Annotated in this window: 17 protein-coding genes; 13 read left to right on the plus strand and 4 right to left on the minus strand. The window is 41.4% G+C overall.

Annotation, left to right across the window (positions count from 1 at the left end):
* The first annotated feature begins 35 nt into the window (after nt 1–35).
* The 3 genes from DMZ48_RS05650 (at nt 36) to DMZ48_RS05660 (ending at nt 3,792) form a co-directional block, all read left to right on the plus strand.
* Nucleotides 36–2,072, plus strand: a complete 2,037-nt coding sequence (locus tag DMZ48_RS05650) for a cupredoxin domain-containing protein (protein ID WP_162558673.1) — start codon at nt 36–38, stop codon at nt 2,070–2,072.
* A gap of 16 nt (nt 2,073–2,088) precedes the next feature.
* Nucleotides 2,089–2,892, plus strand: a complete 804-nt coding sequence (locus DMZ48_RS05655; RefSeq protein ID WP_143954142.1) for an SDR family oxidoreductase — start codon at nt 2,089–2,091, stop codon at nt 2,890–2,892.
* Between the two features lie 84 nt (nt 2,893–2,976).
* The gene (locus DMZ48_RS05660; protein WP_143954143.1) at nt 2,977–3,792 is read left to right on the plus strand and encodes a prohibitin family protein; all 816 of its coding nucleotides are present in this window, start codon (nt 2,977–2,979) and stop codon (nt 3,790–3,792) included.
* 28 nt (nt 3,793–3,820) lie between these two features.
* Here the strand turns inward: DMZ48_RS05660 and DMZ48_RS05665 are convergent, their stop codons facing one another.
* Nucleotides 3,821–4,357, minus strand: a complete 537-nt coding sequence (locus tag DMZ48_RS05665; RefSeq protein ID WP_143954144.1) for a hypothetical protein — start codon at nt 4,355–4,357, stop codon at nt 3,821–3,823.
* 365 nt (nt 4,358–4,722) lie between these two features.
* Between DMZ48_RS05665 and hisG the strand changes: the two genes are divergently transcribed.
* The 9 genes from hisG to corA are packed head-to-tail and all read left to right on the plus strand — an operon-like array spanning nt 4,723 to nt 12,977.
* Nucleotides 4,723–5,586 carry an ATP phosphoribosyltransferase gene (gene hisG / locus DMZ48_RS05670; RefSeq protein ID WP_143954145.1) on the plus strand — a complete coding sequence of 288 codons (864 nt, stop codon included), beginning with the start codon at nt 4,723–4,725 and terminating at the stop codon, nt 5,584–5,586.
* 17 nt (nt 5,587–5,603) lie between these two features.
* Nucleotides 5,604–6,893: a histidinol dehydrogenase gene (gene hisD, locus DMZ48_RS05675; RefSeq protein ID WP_143954146.1), complete on the plus strand. Its 1,290-nt coding sequence runs from the start codon at nt 5,604–5,606 to the stop codon at nt 6,891–6,893.
* A gap of 12 nt (nt 6,894–6,905) precedes the next feature.
* The gene (gene hisC / locus DMZ48_RS05680; RefSeq protein WP_143954147.1) at nt 6,906–7,955 is read left to right on the plus strand and encodes a histidinol-phosphate transaminase; all 1,050 of its coding nucleotides are present in this window, start codon (nt 6,906–6,908) and stop codon (nt 7,953–7,955) included.
* Nucleotides 7,956–7,957: 2 nt separating this feature from the next.
* Nucleotides 7,958–9,091: a bifunctional histidinol-phosphatase/imidazoleglycerol-phosphate dehydratase HisB gene (hisB, locus tag DMZ48_RS05685; RefSeq protein WP_143954148.1), complete on the plus strand. Its 1,134-nt coding sequence runs from the start codon at nt 7,958–7,960 to the stop codon at nt 9,089–9,091.
* On the plus strand, nt 9,091–9,696 hold the full coding sequence (gene hisH, locus DMZ48_RS05690) for an imidazole glycerol phosphate synthase subunit HisH (protein WP_143954149.1): 606 nt from the start codon (nt 9,091–9,093) through the stop codon (nt 9,694–9,696). The genes hisB and hisH overlap by 1 nt, the downstream gene beginning before the upstream one ends.
* On the plus strand, nt 9,693–10,430 hold the full coding sequence (hisA, locus tag DMZ48_RS05695) for a 1-(5-phosphoribosyl)-5-[(5-phosphoribosylamino)methylideneamino]imidazole-4-carboxamide isomerase (protein WP_143954150.1): 738 nt from the start codon (nt 9,693–9,695) through the stop codon (nt 10,428–10,430). The genes hisH and hisA overlap by 4 nt, the downstream gene beginning before the upstream one ends.
* A 47-nt stretch (nt 10,431–10,477) precedes the next feature.
* Nucleotides 10,478–11,233, plus strand: coding sequence for an imidazole glycerol phosphate synthase subunit HisF (gene hisF / locus DMZ48_RS05700; protein WP_143954151.1), 756 nt, complete (start codon nt 10,478–10,480; stop codon nt 11,231–11,233).
* Nucleotides 11,234–11,238: 5 nt separating this feature from the next.
* On the plus strand, nt 11,239–11,838 hold the full coding sequence (hisIE, locus tag DMZ48_RS05705) for a bifunctional phosphoribosyl-AMP cyclohydrolase/phosphoribosyl-ATP diphosphatase HisIE (protein WP_143954338.1): 600 nt from the start codon (nt 11,239–11,241) through the stop codon (nt 11,836–11,838).
* Nucleotides 11,839–11,882: 44 nt separating this feature from the next.
* Nucleotides 11,883–12,977, plus strand: a complete 1,095-nt coding sequence (corA, locus tag DMZ48_RS05710) for a magnesium/cobalt transporter CorA (RefSeq protein ID WP_143954152.1) — start codon at nt 11,883–11,885, stop codon at nt 12,975–12,977.
* Here corA and cysM read toward each other — a convergent pair whose 3' ends face one another.
* Nucleotides 12,978–13,865, minus strand: coding sequence for a cysteine synthase CysM (cysM, locus tag DMZ48_RS05715; protein ID WP_422395435.1), 888 nt, complete (start codon nt 13,863–13,865; stop codon nt 12,978–12,980).
* Nucleotides 13,855–14,643, minus strand: a complete 789-nt coding sequence (gene epsC / locus DMZ48_RS05720) for a serine O-acetyltransferase EpsC (RefSeq protein WP_143954153.1) — start codon at nt 14,641–14,643, stop codon at nt 13,855–13,857. Before epsC ends, cysM begins: the two co-directional genes overlap by 11 nt.
* Nucleotides 14,644–14,779: 136 nt before the next feature.
* Here epsC and DMZ48_RS05725 point away from each other — a divergent pair, with 136 nt between their 5' ends.
* Nucleotides 14,780–15,424, plus strand: a complete 645-nt coding sequence (locus DMZ48_RS05725) for a DUF2461 domain-containing protein (protein WP_242009133.1) — start codon at nt 14,780–14,782, stop codon at nt 15,422–15,424.
* A 17-nt stretch (nt 15,425–15,441) separates the two neighbouring features.
* On the opposite strand, the gene DMZ48_RS05730 is transcribed toward DMZ48_RS05725, so the two are convergent.
* Nucleotides 15,442–15,849, minus strand: coding sequence for a glyoxalase (locus DMZ48_RS05730; protein WP_143954155.1), 408 nt, complete (start codon nt 15,847–15,849; stop codon nt 15,442–15,444).
* Nucleotides 15,850–15,919: the final 70 nt, after the last annotated feature.

Genomic DNA, 15,919 nt, shown 5'->3' on the forward strand with positions numbered 1-15,919 from the left:
TGTCAGGGAACTTTTTTCGTTTAAAACCAATAGAATTGATGATCGGTACCACTACCTACTTGTTGATTGCCCTTGCTGTCTTGGTCTCAGCAGCCCTTTCATATTTCTTTTACAACAAACAGGTACGTCAGCATCGCTATTTCTGGGGATTGTTACTACTGCGATTCTTCTCGATTCTTTGTGTATTATTGTTACTTATCAATCCTAAATACAGCACTTATACCTATACTACCCAGAAACCCTCGCTTCATTTGCTTTTGGATAATTCTACGTCTATAGCCAATCTTAACCAACAAGCTCAGATGCGAGAACTATTGAACTCCATTCAAAGCAATAGTGCTATAACCGAGCAGTTTGACATTCATAGTTATGCCTTTGATAAGGACATGCGTCCGGGTGATTCACTAAATTTCGAAGGAGCTCAAACCGATATTACAAGTGCTCTGGAAAGTACTACTTCGATCAATGGGCAAAATAATGCAGCTATCATCTTACTTTCTGACGGGAATCAAACTTATGGCCGTAATTACAGCTATTCTACCGCAGGAACAAAACTTCCTGTCTTTCCAGTGGTTTTGGGCGACACAACTTCTTTTAACGATTTGCAGGTCAGTCAGCTCAATGTAAATCGATATGCTTATTACAAAAATCAATTTCCTGTTGAGGCGATCATTACCTTTAAGGGAAAGGAAGATATAACGTCTGAGTTCGCTATATATTCCGGTGATCGTAAGGTTTACAGTGAAAAGGTTTCCATGGGGCCTGAGAATACTGCTAAGGTCATTCATGCAAACCTGGATGCTGTTGCTCCGGGAATAAAAAAGTTCAGGGCGGTAATACTTCCCCTGGAACAGGAACGCAACAAGAATAATAATACCCGAAATTTTGCTGTGGAGGTGATCGACCAGAAAAAATCGGTAGCCATAATTTCTTCGATGAATCATCCGGATATCGGTGCACTGAAAAGGATGATCGAAAGCAGTGAGCGGCATTCTGTACAGACCGGTAAACCTGCAAACATGCTTTCTTCGATTTCCGACCATCAATTATGTATTCTGTATCAGCCGGATGCATCTTTCAGAAAGATCATGGATGCTTTGAAAAAGGAAGGGGTCAACTATTGGATAATCTCCGGTAAAGATACAGACTGGAATTTCATCAATACTGTTCAAAGTGTCTTTTATAAGGAATCCGGTGCCGGTACAGAAGAGGTTTTTGGCCAGCCGGAGATCAATTTTTCTGCCTTCATAACGGAAGATCCGGGATTCGATGATTTTCCTCCACTTGAGATACAACTGGGGGATCTCGTTTTACAAGGGGATACCGATATCATGCTAATGGCCAGAATAGGTAATATTGTATCTGTAAATCCTATGCTTGTAATCGCTGAAGGATCGGAAGGTAAAACAGCATTACTCGACGGTGAGGGTTTCTGGAAATGGAGAAGCTGGTCCTATGTAGAAAATGGGGATTTCGAATTATTCGATACTTACTTTAACCGACTGATTCAGTATTTGGCATCCAATCAAAAAAAGGATCGACTTACCATTCAGTATGATGCCTTTTATGATGGTGATCAACCTATCGGGATCAGGGCAGATTATTTTGACCGAAATTTCAGTTTTGATCCGAATGCAAGAGTGGAGATCAATATCAAAAATGAGGAATCCGGTGAGTCAAGGGTTTATCCGATGAGTCTGAATGGCAAGACCTATGAAGTAGATCTTAGTAATTTGCCTGCAGGGAATTATGACTTTACCGTTGGTGTTCCTTCCGAGAACCTGTATAGAAAAGGTAAGTTCACCAAACTTGAATTCGATGTGGAACGTCAGTTTCTGGATCCTGATCTGGAAGATCTGAATAATTTAGCAAATCGTTCCGGAGGTTCTATATTCTATCCGGAGCAAGTACAACAACTCGCCGATACGTTGCTTACCCGTACACAATTCAAACCGATTCAGCGCAGTACGGAAAATGTCGTACCTTTAATAGAATGGTGGTGGCTTCTGCTTGGGATCACTTTCTTTCTTGGGATGGAATGGCTGCTTCGCAAATACAATGGTTTGATCTGATCAAAATTTAAAATTTATGGGTAAATTATTGAAAGGCCAGGTAGCTTTGGTTACCGGAGCCTCTTCCGGTATAGGAAGTGCTGCGGCAATTTTTCTTGCTAAGGAAGGTGCGATGGTGGGAGTGAATTACCATTCCGATAGAGAAGGTGCAGCTAGTGTAGTAGCGGAAATAAAAAGATCAGGAGGGAAGGCTATTTCCATTCAGGCTGACGTAGGAGACGAGAAATCTGTGGAAACCATGTTTGCTGCTGTTTTCGAAGAATTCGGAAATCTGGATATTCTGGTCAGTAATGCCGGTATACAACAGGATGCTGCATTTCATAAAATGACGTTGGCACAGTGGAACAAAGTGATCAATACCAATCTAACCGGAGCATTTCTCTGTGCCCGTGCTGCCGTTAAATACTTCCTTAAAAGAGGTGTAGTGGAAGGGATCAGCAGATCTGCAGGGAAGATCATTTTCATGAGTTCAGTACACCAGGAGATTCCCTGGGCAGGCCATGTGAATTATGCTGCCTCGAAGGGAGGATTAACGGAACTGATGCGTTCACTTGCTCAGGAAACCGCCGATGATATGATTCGTGTGAACAGTATTGCTCCCGGTGCTATAAAAACAAATATCAATAAGGAAGTGTGGAGTGATGAAGCCCGGTTAAAAGAACTCCTAAAACTTATACCGTATAACCGGATCGGGGTTCCTGAAGATGTTGCTGAAGGAATCGTTTGGCTTGCCTCTGATAAGTCGGAATATGTAAATGGTACTACCTTATTCATCGATGGTGGTATGACCTTATATCCCGGCTTCGTAGGAAATGGCTGATTTGATTTCGGGAAACCGAGGTTTTCCGTAATTTTAACATCTGAAGTACAAGCTAATTAATTCAAACATTTTTAAACTATCAATATGAACAATCTACCCAAAATTGGGATTCCCGTAATTATTATCGCGATCGCATTGATCATTTTTATCGCAAAATCCACCGTCACCATCGGTTCAGGAGAGGCAGGTGTACTTTATCGTACCCTTAGCGGTGGAGTTGTCACCGATGAACCACCGCTTTCTGAAGGTTTTCATTTGGTTGCTCCCTGGAATAAAGTCTTTGTTTATGAAGTGAGACAGCAATCTGTTTCGGAAAAGATGCAGGTTCTTTCCAGTAATGGTCTGGAGATCAAACTGGATGCTTCTGCCTGGTTTCAGCCTATGTATGAAAAATTAGGGCTCCTGCACAAGGAAAAAGGAGAAGACTATGTAACCAGAGTATTACAACCAGCCATTCGGTCTGCAGCAAGAAGTGTCGTGGGACGCTATACTCCGGAACAATTGTACTCCAGTAAACGCGATGCTATTCAGGAGGAGATCTATACAGAAACAAAGAAGATCATCGATGATCAGTATGTACAATTGAATGAAGTGTTAATACGAGATGTAACCCTTCCAGCTACTATCAAGGATGCGATCGAAAGGAAACTACGTCAGGAACAAGAGTCTCTTGAATATGAATTCAGACTTGAAAAGGCTCAGAAAGAAGCAGAAAAACAACGAATTGAAGCTCAAGGTAAAGCAGATGCAAACACAATACTTAGTGCATCACTAACCGATAAGATTCTTAAAGATAAAGGAATAGAAGCAACGATGAAGCTTTCCGAATCATCGAATGCTAAAGTGATCGTCATCGGAAGCGGGGATAGTGGTTTACCGATTATACTGGGCGATCAGTAAGATAAATTGAAGAAAAAGAACAGGTGGTTCAGGCCTCAATCTTTACTGACATTAGGTCGACTGCCTGTTTTTTCCAATTATCCCTTTCTATTCTACCGGGAAAGAATTCCAGGATTCTGGTGATCTGACGCATATCTTCTTCCTCCATTCTACTGATTTGTTCAAAGGTGTAGATCCCGCAAGAATTCAGTTGTTTTTCAATAAAAGGTCCAATCCCTTCGATCTGTTTGAGATCATCCTTTTCCGATTCGGAAGCAAATCCCATTCGTTCAAGATCAGGCTTTTCATTTCGGATAGCCTTTTTTACCACCTTGGGCTCATTGGTTTCTACAACAGAACCACTGCGACCACGAGTTTGTACAGCACGAATACCCTGAGTTTGAGCGTTGATATAATTCTCTGGATTTGACTGAAGATTATTGACCAGCGCACTTTTTTCAAGCTGACATTTTTCCAGTTCTTTTCTGTATTTATTTGCAGTTGTAATACGACCAAGGATGAAACCGATGAATGCAATTCCGGCAGACAAAGACCAGAATACGGATGAATTGAATAATTCGTACATAGCAGTTAAAGTTTGGTTAATCGACCGTAACAGTTACGGATATGGTTAAGGTTGAACAATTTAGGTGCTACTAATTTAGTAAAAATCCTACATCATATCCAAAAAATCGATGAAATGATGAATTAATGTTTGCTTTTTAAAATATTAATCCGTTACATTTGTGAAGAATTAATTTCACAATGAACACAAATCTGTCACATCATCATCATCATATTCATTTACTGCGCTCAGGCGAGGTGATATGATTATGCGTGATTGACAAAAACCATAAACAAAACCCGTTTGAGTATTCAAACGGGTTTTTTGTTTTTAACCCTTCCGAATGCTCAAATGGTTGTCAAATAAAAACAAACTGAAAAATCATTATGAGTAACAGAAAATTAAAAATAGCCATTCAAAAATCCGGACGCCTTTTTGAGGATTCCCTTCGGATTTTAAAGGACTGTGGTATTTCCATCGATAATGGTCGTGATCAACTGAAAGCCTCTGCAAGAAACTTTCCCCTGGAGGTTATGTACCTGAGAAATGGTGATATTCCACAATATCTAAATGACGGTGTTGTAGACCTTGCCATCATCGGAGAAAATCTCCTGGTTGAAAAGGGGAGGGATATCGAGATCATCGAGAGGCTCGGCTTTTCAAAATGCCGGGTATCACTGGCGGCTCCAAAAGGTGGAAGGATCCGCTCTCTTGCAGATCTGAATGGAAAAAAGATCGCAACATCCTATCCGAATACAGTAAAGGAATATCTTGACAAGAATGGAGTTGATGCTGAGCTTCATATCATTAACGGCTCTGTGGAGATTGCACCGAACATAGGACTGGCAGATGGAATCGTTGATATCGTTTCCAGTGGGAGTACACTTTTTAAGAATAATCTCGAAGAAGTGGAGACCATTCTGATGAGCGAGGCAGTGTTGGCAGGCTCACCGGTGATGGATGAAGAACTTAAAGCGCTGACGGAACGCCTGAAATTCAGAATTCGTTCCGTACTTAATGCCCGGGATTCACGATATGTACTCTTAAATGCGCCGAACGATAAGATCCAGGATATTATCAGAATACTTCCCGGAATGAGAAGTCCTACAGTGCTTCCATTGGCAGAAGAAGGTTGGAGCTCTCTCCACACCGTAATTAACAAAGAGAAGTTCTGGGAGATTATCGATGAACTTAAAAGTGTTGGGGCGGAAGGTATTCTGGTTTGCCCGATCGAAAAAATGGTATTCTAAAGTCAAAAATCAAAAAGATGAAAAAAAGCATTAACCCAAAAAGAACCGATTGGCCAGAAATTCTGAAAAGACCGACCCGAACTGTGGAGGATATCGAGGAGGTGGTGCAGGAAGTATTCAGAGAAGTTAGAATCAAAGGCGATGAAGCACTTTTTAAATACACACGACTTTTTGATAATGTCGACCTGAATACATTTGTTGTCAGTGACGAAGAGATGAAAGCAGCAGCATTATTGGTGCCGGATGAATTGAAAGCCGCCATAGGAAGAGCAAAAGATAATATTCAAAAATTTCATGCTGCACAACGCACAGAACCGGTACGTGTTAGCACTTCAAAAGGAATAGAGTGCTGGCAGGAAAAAAGACCCATCGAAAGTATCGGATTATATATTCCCGGAGGTAGTGCTCCGCTGTTTTCTACGGTTTTGATGCTTGCGGTTCCCGCCAGTATTGCCGGATGTGAAGAAATCGTTCTTTGTTCACCACCAGATAGATCCGGTACTATAAATCCTGTGATTTTATATACTGCTGGCTTATGTGGTGTTAGCAAAATTTTTAAAGTGGGAGGCATACAGGCTATCGGAGCCCTGACCTTTGGTACGGAAAGTATTCCGCAGGTGTATAAGATATTCGGACCCGGAAATCAATACGTAACAGTAGCAAAACAGCTCGCTACCCGGTATAGTATTGCGATCGACATGCCAGCTGGCCCTTCAGAATTACTGGTCTTTGCTGATGAAACAGCAATACCTTCCTATGTGGCAGCCGATTTGCTCTCACAGGCTGAGCACGGCGCTGATAGCCAGGTGATCCTGGTGACCACTTCAGATGATTTCGCGGTCAAGGTCTATGAGGAGATCGAACAACAGATCAAAGAGCTGCCTCGCAGGCAGATCGCCCAAAAAGCCATTGAAAATTCAAGGATCATCGTTGCGGAATCTGAGGAGAATGCGATGCAACTGATCAATTTTTACGGGCCAGAACATCTCATTATCGCTTGTAAAAACGAAGACTTCCTGCTAGAGAAGATCAGAAATGCAGGATCGGTATTCGTGGGGAATTACACCCCTGAAAGTGCCGGAGACTATGCTTCAGGAACAAACCACACACTTCCGACCAACGGGTATTCCAAACAATATAGCGGCGTAAATCTCGATAGCTATATGAAGAGTATGACCTTCCAGAGAATAAGCAAAGATGGTATTCTGTACATCGGAAATACGATCGAACTTATGGCTGCTGCAGAAGGACTGGATGCGCATAAAAACGCAGTAAGTTTACGACTTAACGACCTTAGGAATACCTAAACTAAAAATACAATGAAGGCAATTCAAAAAAATATAGATCAATTGATTAGGGAAAACGTAAAGAAATTGAAACCCTACAGTTCCGCGCGAGATGAATTTAAAGATTTCGATAAAGACATGGTCTTCCTGGATGCTAATGAAAGTCCTTACGGCGATAAGCTCAATCGCTATCCCGATCCTCTGCAAAGACGCCTGAAGGAACGGTTGGCCATGATCAAAGGCGTGCAGGAAAAACAATTATTATTAGGGAACGGAAGTGATGAAGTATTGGACCTCATCTTCCGGGCATTTTGTGAGCCCGGAGTTGATAATGTAATAACGTTACCACCCACTTATGGCATGTATTCAGTGCTTGCTGCTACGAATAATATTGAAAACAGAGAAGTATTGCTTAACGATGCGCTTCAGCCTGATACCGCAGCGATTTTACAAATTTCAGATGATCATTCAAAACTGTTATTTATTTGTTCGCCCAATAATCCAACAGGAAATTCAGCAAAGAAAGAAGTGGTGGAGAATCTCCTTCACAACTTTGAAGGGATCGTGGTGATCGATGAAGCCTATATCGATTTTTCCCCGGAAGAAAGCTGGGCCTCCAGACTGGACGAATTTCCTAATCTCATCGTCATTCAAACTTTATCCAAGGCTTATGGTTTGGCTGCGATCCGTCTTGGAATCGGTATCGCTTCAGAGGAGATCATCAGAGTCCTGAACAAGATCAAACCTCCCTACAACGTCAACCTTCTAACACAGGAAATGGCATTGAAAGGAATCAGTGAAACGACAACTGTTAAAAATCATATCTCACAGATATTAAGTGAAAAAGAGACATTAATTAAAGTATTACTAAAAGTTAAATTTGTAGAAAGAATATTTCCGAGTGACGCTAATTTCCTTTTGATAAAAGTAGATGCTGCTGATAAACGTTATGAGGAATTACTATCGAGCGGTATCGTAGTGAGAAACCGATCCAGACAACCATTATGTGAAGAGACTTTGCGTATCACTATCGGAACTCCGGAAGAAAATCAAAAATTAATCAACATACTCAACGCACTGTAAAAATGAAAAAAGTACTATTTATCGATCGTGACGGGACGCTTATTTTAGAACCTGAAGATGAACAGATCGATGCTTTGGAAAAATTGATATTCTACCCCAAAGCACTTCAATACATGGCAAAGATCGCTGCTGAACTGGATTATGAGTTGGTTATGGTTACTAATCAGGATGGATTAGGTACTGAAAATTATCCTGAAGATACGTTCTGGCCTGTACATGATCTGGTGATCCGCACTTTTAAAAATGAAGGTGTCGAATTCAGTGAACAGGTGATTGACAGAACCTATGCAAAAGATAAACAACCTACCCGAAAACCCGGAACCGCATTATTGACTAGTTATATGAATGGTGCTTATGATCTAGAAAATTCATTTGTGATCGGAGACCGGCTTACAGATGTAGAACTCGCTAAAAACCTTGGTGCTAAAGCGATTTATATCAATGATGGAAGTTACCTGGGCCGATCGGAAACAATACTTAACGACAAAGAGCTTTCTTCTTTAATTGGACTGGAAACAACTTCCTGGAAATCGATCTATGAGTACCTTAAATTAAGGTCAAGAACCTCGGCTATTTCCAGAAAGACCAATGAAACAGACATCGCAATTGAATTGAATCTGGACGGTCTGGGCAAAAGTGATATCGATACTGGAATTCCTTTTTTCGATCATATGCTGGATCAATTGTCCCGTCATGGACAAATGGACCTGATGATCAAGGTTAAAGGAGATCTTGAGGTGGATGAACACCATACGATCGAGGATACAGCCATTGCTTTGGGAGATGCTTTTCACAAGGCGCTTGGCGATAAACTGGGAATTGAACGCTATGGATTTTGTTTGCCTATGGATGATTGCCTCGCTCAGGTAGCCATAGATTTCGGAGGTCGGAACTGGCTTGTGTGGGAAGCTGAGTTCAATCGTGAAATGATCGGCGGTATGCCAACTGAAATGTTCTTTCATTTTTTTAAGTCATTTACAGACGGAGCCAAAGCAAATCTCAATATAAAAGCAGAAGGGATTAACGAACATCATAAGATCGAAGCGATATTCAAATCCTTTGCGAAAGCTATAAAAATGGCCGTAAAACGCGATACAGAAAAAATGATTTTGCCATCAACAAAAGGAAGTCTATAATGAAACTGGTTATAATCGATTACGGAGCAGGTAACATTCAGAGTATCATCTTTGCATTTAAAAGATTAGGCCTTGAGGCAGTACTATCCAGTGATCCAACTGTGATCGCCTCCGCAGAACATGTGATCTTTCCCGGAGTTGGGGAGGCGAGCAGCGCCATGAGAAAATTAAGGGAGCATAATCTGGATCGCCTGATTCCGGATCTTAAACAGCCCGTGCTTGGTATTTGCCTTGGAATGCAACTCATGTGCAACCGATCGGAAGAAGGTAACACAGCAGGATTAGGGATTTTTGATCTGGATGTGAAACGATTCGACAATTCGGTTAAAGTGCCGCAGATCGGCTGGAATCAGGTCTACGATCTGAGTTCGGAACTTTTTGAAGGTATCGATGAAAACGAATATATGTATCTGGTCCATAGTTTTTATGCACCGCTGGGAGCAGACACGATCGCCAAAACAGATTATGGTCTTAGCTATAGCACCGCACTTAAAAAGGATAATTTCTACGGTACACAGTTCCATCCGGAAAAAAGCAGTAATGCGGGTGCCGTATTGTTGCAAAACTTTCTTGAAATGAAATATCAACCAATATTAAATATATGAGGATCATACCAGCCATAGATATTATTGAAGGTAAATGTGTTAGATTGTCAAAAGGTGATTACAGCACCTCTAAGATCTATAACGACGATCCGCTGGAGGTTGCCAAACAATTTGAAGCTCATGGTATCCAAAACCTACATCTCGTGGATCTGGATGGCGCAAAGAGCAAACATATTGTGAATTACAGGATACTGGAGAAGATAGCTGGAAAAACGGGATTACAGATCGATTTTGGTGGTGGCTTGAAATCGGATGAAGATTTGCGAATTGCCTTTGAATCGGGAGCCAAACAGATTACCGGAGGGAGTATTGCCGTTAAAGATCCGGAGATCTTTGAAAACTGGATCAGTATATGGGGAAATGACCGTATTATTCTCGGAGCTGATGCACATGATGAAAAAGTTGCGATCAGTGGATGGATAGAAGATTCCGGAAAGGACTTGTTGCCCTTTATTGAAGATTATTTGAATAAAGGCATACAATATGTTATCTGTACTGATATCGCTCGCGACGGAATGTTACAAGGACCTTCTTTTGCATTGTATGAAAAGATTTTAAATGCCACTAAGGAAGCAGGGCAGGAGATCTCTCTCATCGCATCCGGAGGCATCTCAGAATTCAGTGAACTTCCTAAGCTTGCAACCCTGGGATGTGAGGGAGCTATTTTAGGTAAAGCATTCTATGAAGGCAGGATCAGTCTCAAACAACTGGAATCATATATTGTGAACGGGTAGCTTTAAAAGTGTATTCATTCAAAATTTTACAATCTTAAAAATACGTTATGCTTACAAAAAGAATAATTCCATGTCTTGACATCAAAGACGGCAGAACCGTTAAGGGGGTTAATTTCCTGGAATTAAGAGATGCAGGGGATCCGGTTGAACTGGCAGAGATCTATGCAAATGAAGGAGCAGATGAGCTGGTCTTTCTGGATATTTCAGCGACTGAAGAAAAGCGAAGAACATTGGCGGAACTGGTACTACGTGTTGCGGAAAAAGTAAATATACCATTTACAGTAGGGGGCGGGATCTCTTCAGTGGAAGATGTGGACCTTCTCTTAAAATGCGGAGCTGACAAGGTTTCCGTAAATTCTGCTGCGGTGCGAAACCCCGATCTTATCAACGAATTATCTTCAAAATTCGGTGCGCAATGCGTAGTGGTAGCCATTGATGCCAGATTGGTGGACGGAAAATGGCTTGTACATCTTGTCGGAGGTAAAAAAGCGACCTCCATAGAGCTATTCTCCTGGGCAAAGGAAGCTCAAGACCGTGGTGCAGGGGAAATATTGTTTACGAGTATGGATCATGACGGTACCAAAAACGGTTTCGCTAATGAAACGCTGGCGGCGTTATCAGAAATGTTACATATACCTGTGATCGCTTCCGGCGGTGCCGGAGCCGTTTCTCATTTTACAGATACCTTTATAGAAGGGAAAGCAGATGCTGCATTGGCAGCCAGTGTTTTCCATTATAAAGAGATCGGCATACCTTTTCTTAAAATCGAACTTAAAAAACAGGGAATACCCGTTAGACTATGAAAAATCTGAAGATAGATTTCGAAAAAAGCAAGGATGGTCTTGTGCCTGCAGTGATACAGGATGCAACCACATTAAAAGTACTGATGCTCGGCTATATGAACCGGGAAGCTTATGAAAAGACCCTGGAAATTGGGAAAGTGACTTTTTTCAGCAGGTCGAAAGGTCGATTATGGACAAAAGGTGAGGAAAGCGGAAATTTTCTGAATGTTTCAGAACACAAGATTGATTGCGATCGGGACACACTCCTTATTAAAGTATTTCCTGTCGGACCGGTTTGTCATACTGGTAGTGACACTTGCTGGGACGAAGAAAACACAGGCAGTACAGTATTTCTGGAAGAACTGGAGTCTGTGATTGCCAGTAGAAAACTTTCTGCAGATCCGGAAAAGAGCTATGTTTCTTCGCTGTTTGCGAAAGGTATTAACAAAGTGGCTCAAAAGGTAGGAGAGGAAGCGGTTGAAACCGTGATCGAGGCCATGGATAACAATGATGAACTGTTCCTCAATGAAAGTGCGGATCTGTTATTCCACTACCTGATTTTATTACAGGCTAAGGGATATAAATTAAAAGATATTGTGGGAGTTCTAGAGGAAAGACACCGATGATCAGTGCAATTTCCTTATTTTTATAGAAATCTTACATCCGGAACGTGAAAAAGAAAATCGATATACGCAGCGCTCTGAAGAAATCTTTCAGATCACAGCAAAAAGCGGGTAAAGCGCCCGGGTCTGTGATCTATCAGGGATTACGAAATACAGGGGTGTTCTCAGTACAACTTATAAAGTACAATAGTGAATCCTATGCCGAAGTGGACATTCCAGATCTTCAAAACTGTAGTGCTGCGATCGAACCCGGCAAAGTGAACTGGGTTAATATTCAGGGCTTAAGTAAAGAGGATGAGATCGAGAAACTCGGTAAACAATTCGGTTTGAATCCGCTGCTTCTTGAAGATACTGTAAATACCGGGTCCCGTCCCAAAATAGATGAATACGATAATTGCATCTTTATGGTGCTGAAAATGATCTATCTGGACGATGAATATCATACGATCACAGAACATATAGCACTTGTTCTCATGGAAGATGTATTACTCCTTTTTCAGGAAGTTGAGATGGATGTTTTCGATCCTGTTCGAGCACGACTGAGTAATAAGCTCGGCAAGATCAGGGACCGCGGAGCCGATTATTTATTCTATGTGCTTATGGATGCCGTTATCGACCAGTATTTTATCGTCTTGGAAAATGTCTATGACAAGATTGAAGCACTTGAAAACAGAGTTTTCAGCGATTCGAATTCAGATAAGGATACGGTTAACGAGATTCAATTGCTGAAAAAGGAAGTGATGCAGATCCGCAAATATATCAGACCGGTTAAGGAATTGGTCGGACACTTATTAAAGACAGAACATACACTGGTGAAACCTGACACCAAATTATTCCTCAGGGATGCCTATGATCACATCACACAAATCGCAGAGAATACCGAGATGTACCTGGAAATGGCAATGAACCTGATGGATGTCCATATGAGTAACGTGAGTAATAAGATGAATGAAGTCATGAAAGTATTGACGATCATGGCCAGTATTTTTATCCCGCTGACCTTCATTGCCGGTGTCTATGGAATGAACTTTCGCAATATGCCCGAACTTAACAGTCCTTACGGCTACTATATCGTATGGGGTATCATGATTCTGGTATTCGTGATCATGATCCTCTATTTTAAACGAAAACGCTGGCTTTGATCAACGGAAAAGATCGGAAGAAAGGTAACGATCTCCACGATCACAAATTATAACTACAATTATTCCTTCTTCCAAATCTTCGATAAGTTTAAGAGCGGCTGCCACTGCGCCACCACTGCTCATTCCAGCAAAAACCCCTTCTTCTTTGGCCAGACGTACCGCCATATCGGCTGCTTCATCCTGGCTAACTTCGATGATACGGTCTACTCTTTCCGGCTTAAAGATACCCGGAAGGTAAGCTTCAGGCCATTTTCGGATACCCGGAATGCTAGAATTATCTGTAGGCTGAACCCCAACAATGGTTATGGTTTCTTTTTTTTCCTTCAAATAGGCAGAAGTACCCATTATGGTTCCTGTTGTCCCCATGGAAGAGACGAAATGCGTGATCTGCCCCTCGGTATCTTTCCAGATTTCAGGTCCCGTAGTTTTATAATGGGCTTTCCAATTATCATCATTGCCGAACTGATTCACCATTTTATACCCTTCATTTTTCACCTTCGCTTCGGCATAATCACGGGATCCCTCAATGCCTCGGTCTGCCGGAGTCAGTGTAACCTTAGCTCCATAGGCTCTCATGGTCAGCACCCGTTCTTCGGTCGAATTTTCAGGCATTACCAATTCGATGCTCAGCTTGAATAAGCTGGCGATCATGGCCAGAGCGATGCCTGTATTACCACTTGTAGCTTCGATCAATGGAGTGTTCGATGTGATCTCACCACGATCCAAAGCACTTTTGATCATATTATAGGCCGGTCTGTCCTTTACGCTTCCTCCCGGATTATTACCTTCCAGCTTAAAAAATAATTTAACTCCGGGTTTTTTATTGAGGGTTTGTGAAATGACAATCGGGGTGTTACCGATCTCATCGAGTATGGTCTTATTTATCATTAGAGGCTGTTTTGATCTTAATTTCTGGGGTGTGTGATACGATGGAATTCGGCGGAATAGAAGAGGTGATCCAAACGTTACCACCGATGATACTATTGGCACCAACCACCGTTTTACCTCCAAGGATCGTGGCATTCGCATAAATCGTCACATTGTCTTCGATCGTAGGATGACGTTTGGTGTTTTGTAAGTCCTTATCAACATAAAGTGCTCCCAGTGTCACACCCTGATATATTTTCACATTGTCTTTTATAACGGTGGTTTCTCCGATCACTACACCGGTGGCATGATCTATGAAGAAGGAACGACCGATCTGTGCTCCGGGATTGATATCGACCCCTGTAATTCTATGGGCATATTCCGTCATCAGGCGTGGAACAAAAGGGAAACCTTCCTTGTAAAGTTCATGCGCTAATCGGTAGATCGCGATCGCATAGAATCCGGGATAGCACAAGTAAACCTCTTCCACAGATAGGGAAGCCGGATCGTTTCTGGCTATGGAACAAGCATCGAGATTTAGTTTTTCCAGGATATCCGGCAAACGACTCGTATATTTATCCCAAAGTTTGATGCATGGGCGTTCGATGTTCCAGCAGGCAAGATCTACAAGTATTTCAAAATCCTCTCTTAATTCCTTCATGTTCGTACGAACATCTGTTTCGGAATCGAATAGCGTATAAAATAATTTATTTGTAAATTCTTCAGCTTTTTCTTTTAACCTGAAACGAAGGTTCGGAATCTTTTTATGCTGCTCTATGTTTTTTATCAGATCATCCATCGGGTTAACGGATTATGTGTTATTCAAATTTACTAATTTAATGTTCCGAAGTCGCTAATTTAAGTCAAGTTTATATTAAAACATAAAATCTATAGAAATAATGGACTATTCTACAATTGACATATCAATTTTAAATATGCTAACGGCACTTAAAACCAACAATAATCGAGAGTGGTTTGAGGCAAATAAAAAAGAGTTCAAGACGGAAGAACAGAAAGCAAAGAAATTCTTCAACAACGTACATCAGGCATTACAACAACATGATGAAGTCGATAAAATGAAAATGTTCAGGATCTACAGAGATGTGCGATTTTCAGCAGACAAGACACCTTATAAAACACATTTTTCTTCCAGTTTCCATAGAGTAAAACCACGGTTAAGAGGAGGCTATTACCTGCATATTGAACCTGGAAATTCGTTTTTGGCAACCGGATTCTGGAACCCGGAAAAAAGCGATCTCGAACGCATACGCCGTGAATTCGCTATGGATGATGAAGAAATTCGACACATCATGGAGCAACCGGAATTTAAAAATACTTTTGGCTCCTTAGTAGGTGATGAGCTCAAGACGGCACCAAAAGGCTATGATCGCGATCACAAAGCGATAGACCTTATCAGAAAGAAACAATATATAGCGACCCGTAAATTTACAGACAAAGAAGTTCTCGATCCGGATTTTGCCGAAGTCGTTAATAAAAGTTTCCGTGTGATTCGGCCGTTCTTCGATTATATGAGCGAAGTATTAACCACCGATCTCAATGGTATATCTCTTATCGAGTAAAAGGAAGTGGGAGAGGGTCAGGCTACGAATTCCTCTTCGAGGAGTTGTAGTCGATCCTTCAACATTTCCACTACCTGATTCATCATCCGCTTATTTAATGCGGAAGAATTATCGATATAGCATAAATATTCTTCTACGGTAAACTGACCGATAACCATCCCCTTTAAAGAATTTCGAAATTTGATATCCTTTTGGATGGCATTTTCAATATAGGTCATTTTCTTTTCGAGACTTAATGAAAAGAATACACCTTTATGTTTGTTGGCATAATTCTTAAATGCTTCAACAAGCAGTTCTTGTTGCATCTTGATCACCGGACGAAGCGTTTGGTTTTGAAAACGTTCATCTTTACTCATGGAATCATAGACAATTGCGCTTGGGATTTCAGGACGCAGACGAATCAGGTCCTCTGTTCTGGATGCCATATTAAAGAAGTTTTCTTAAATTTAGGAATAATAAACGCTGTGTGTTAGTAGCCTTACCTAACTTTTCAAC

Source organism: Robertkochia solimangrovi, from assembly GCF_007279655.1.
In the GTDB taxonomy this organism is placed as follows: Bacteria; Bacteroidota; Bacteroidia; order Flavobacteriales; family Flavobacteriaceae; genus Robertkochia; species Robertkochia solimangrovi.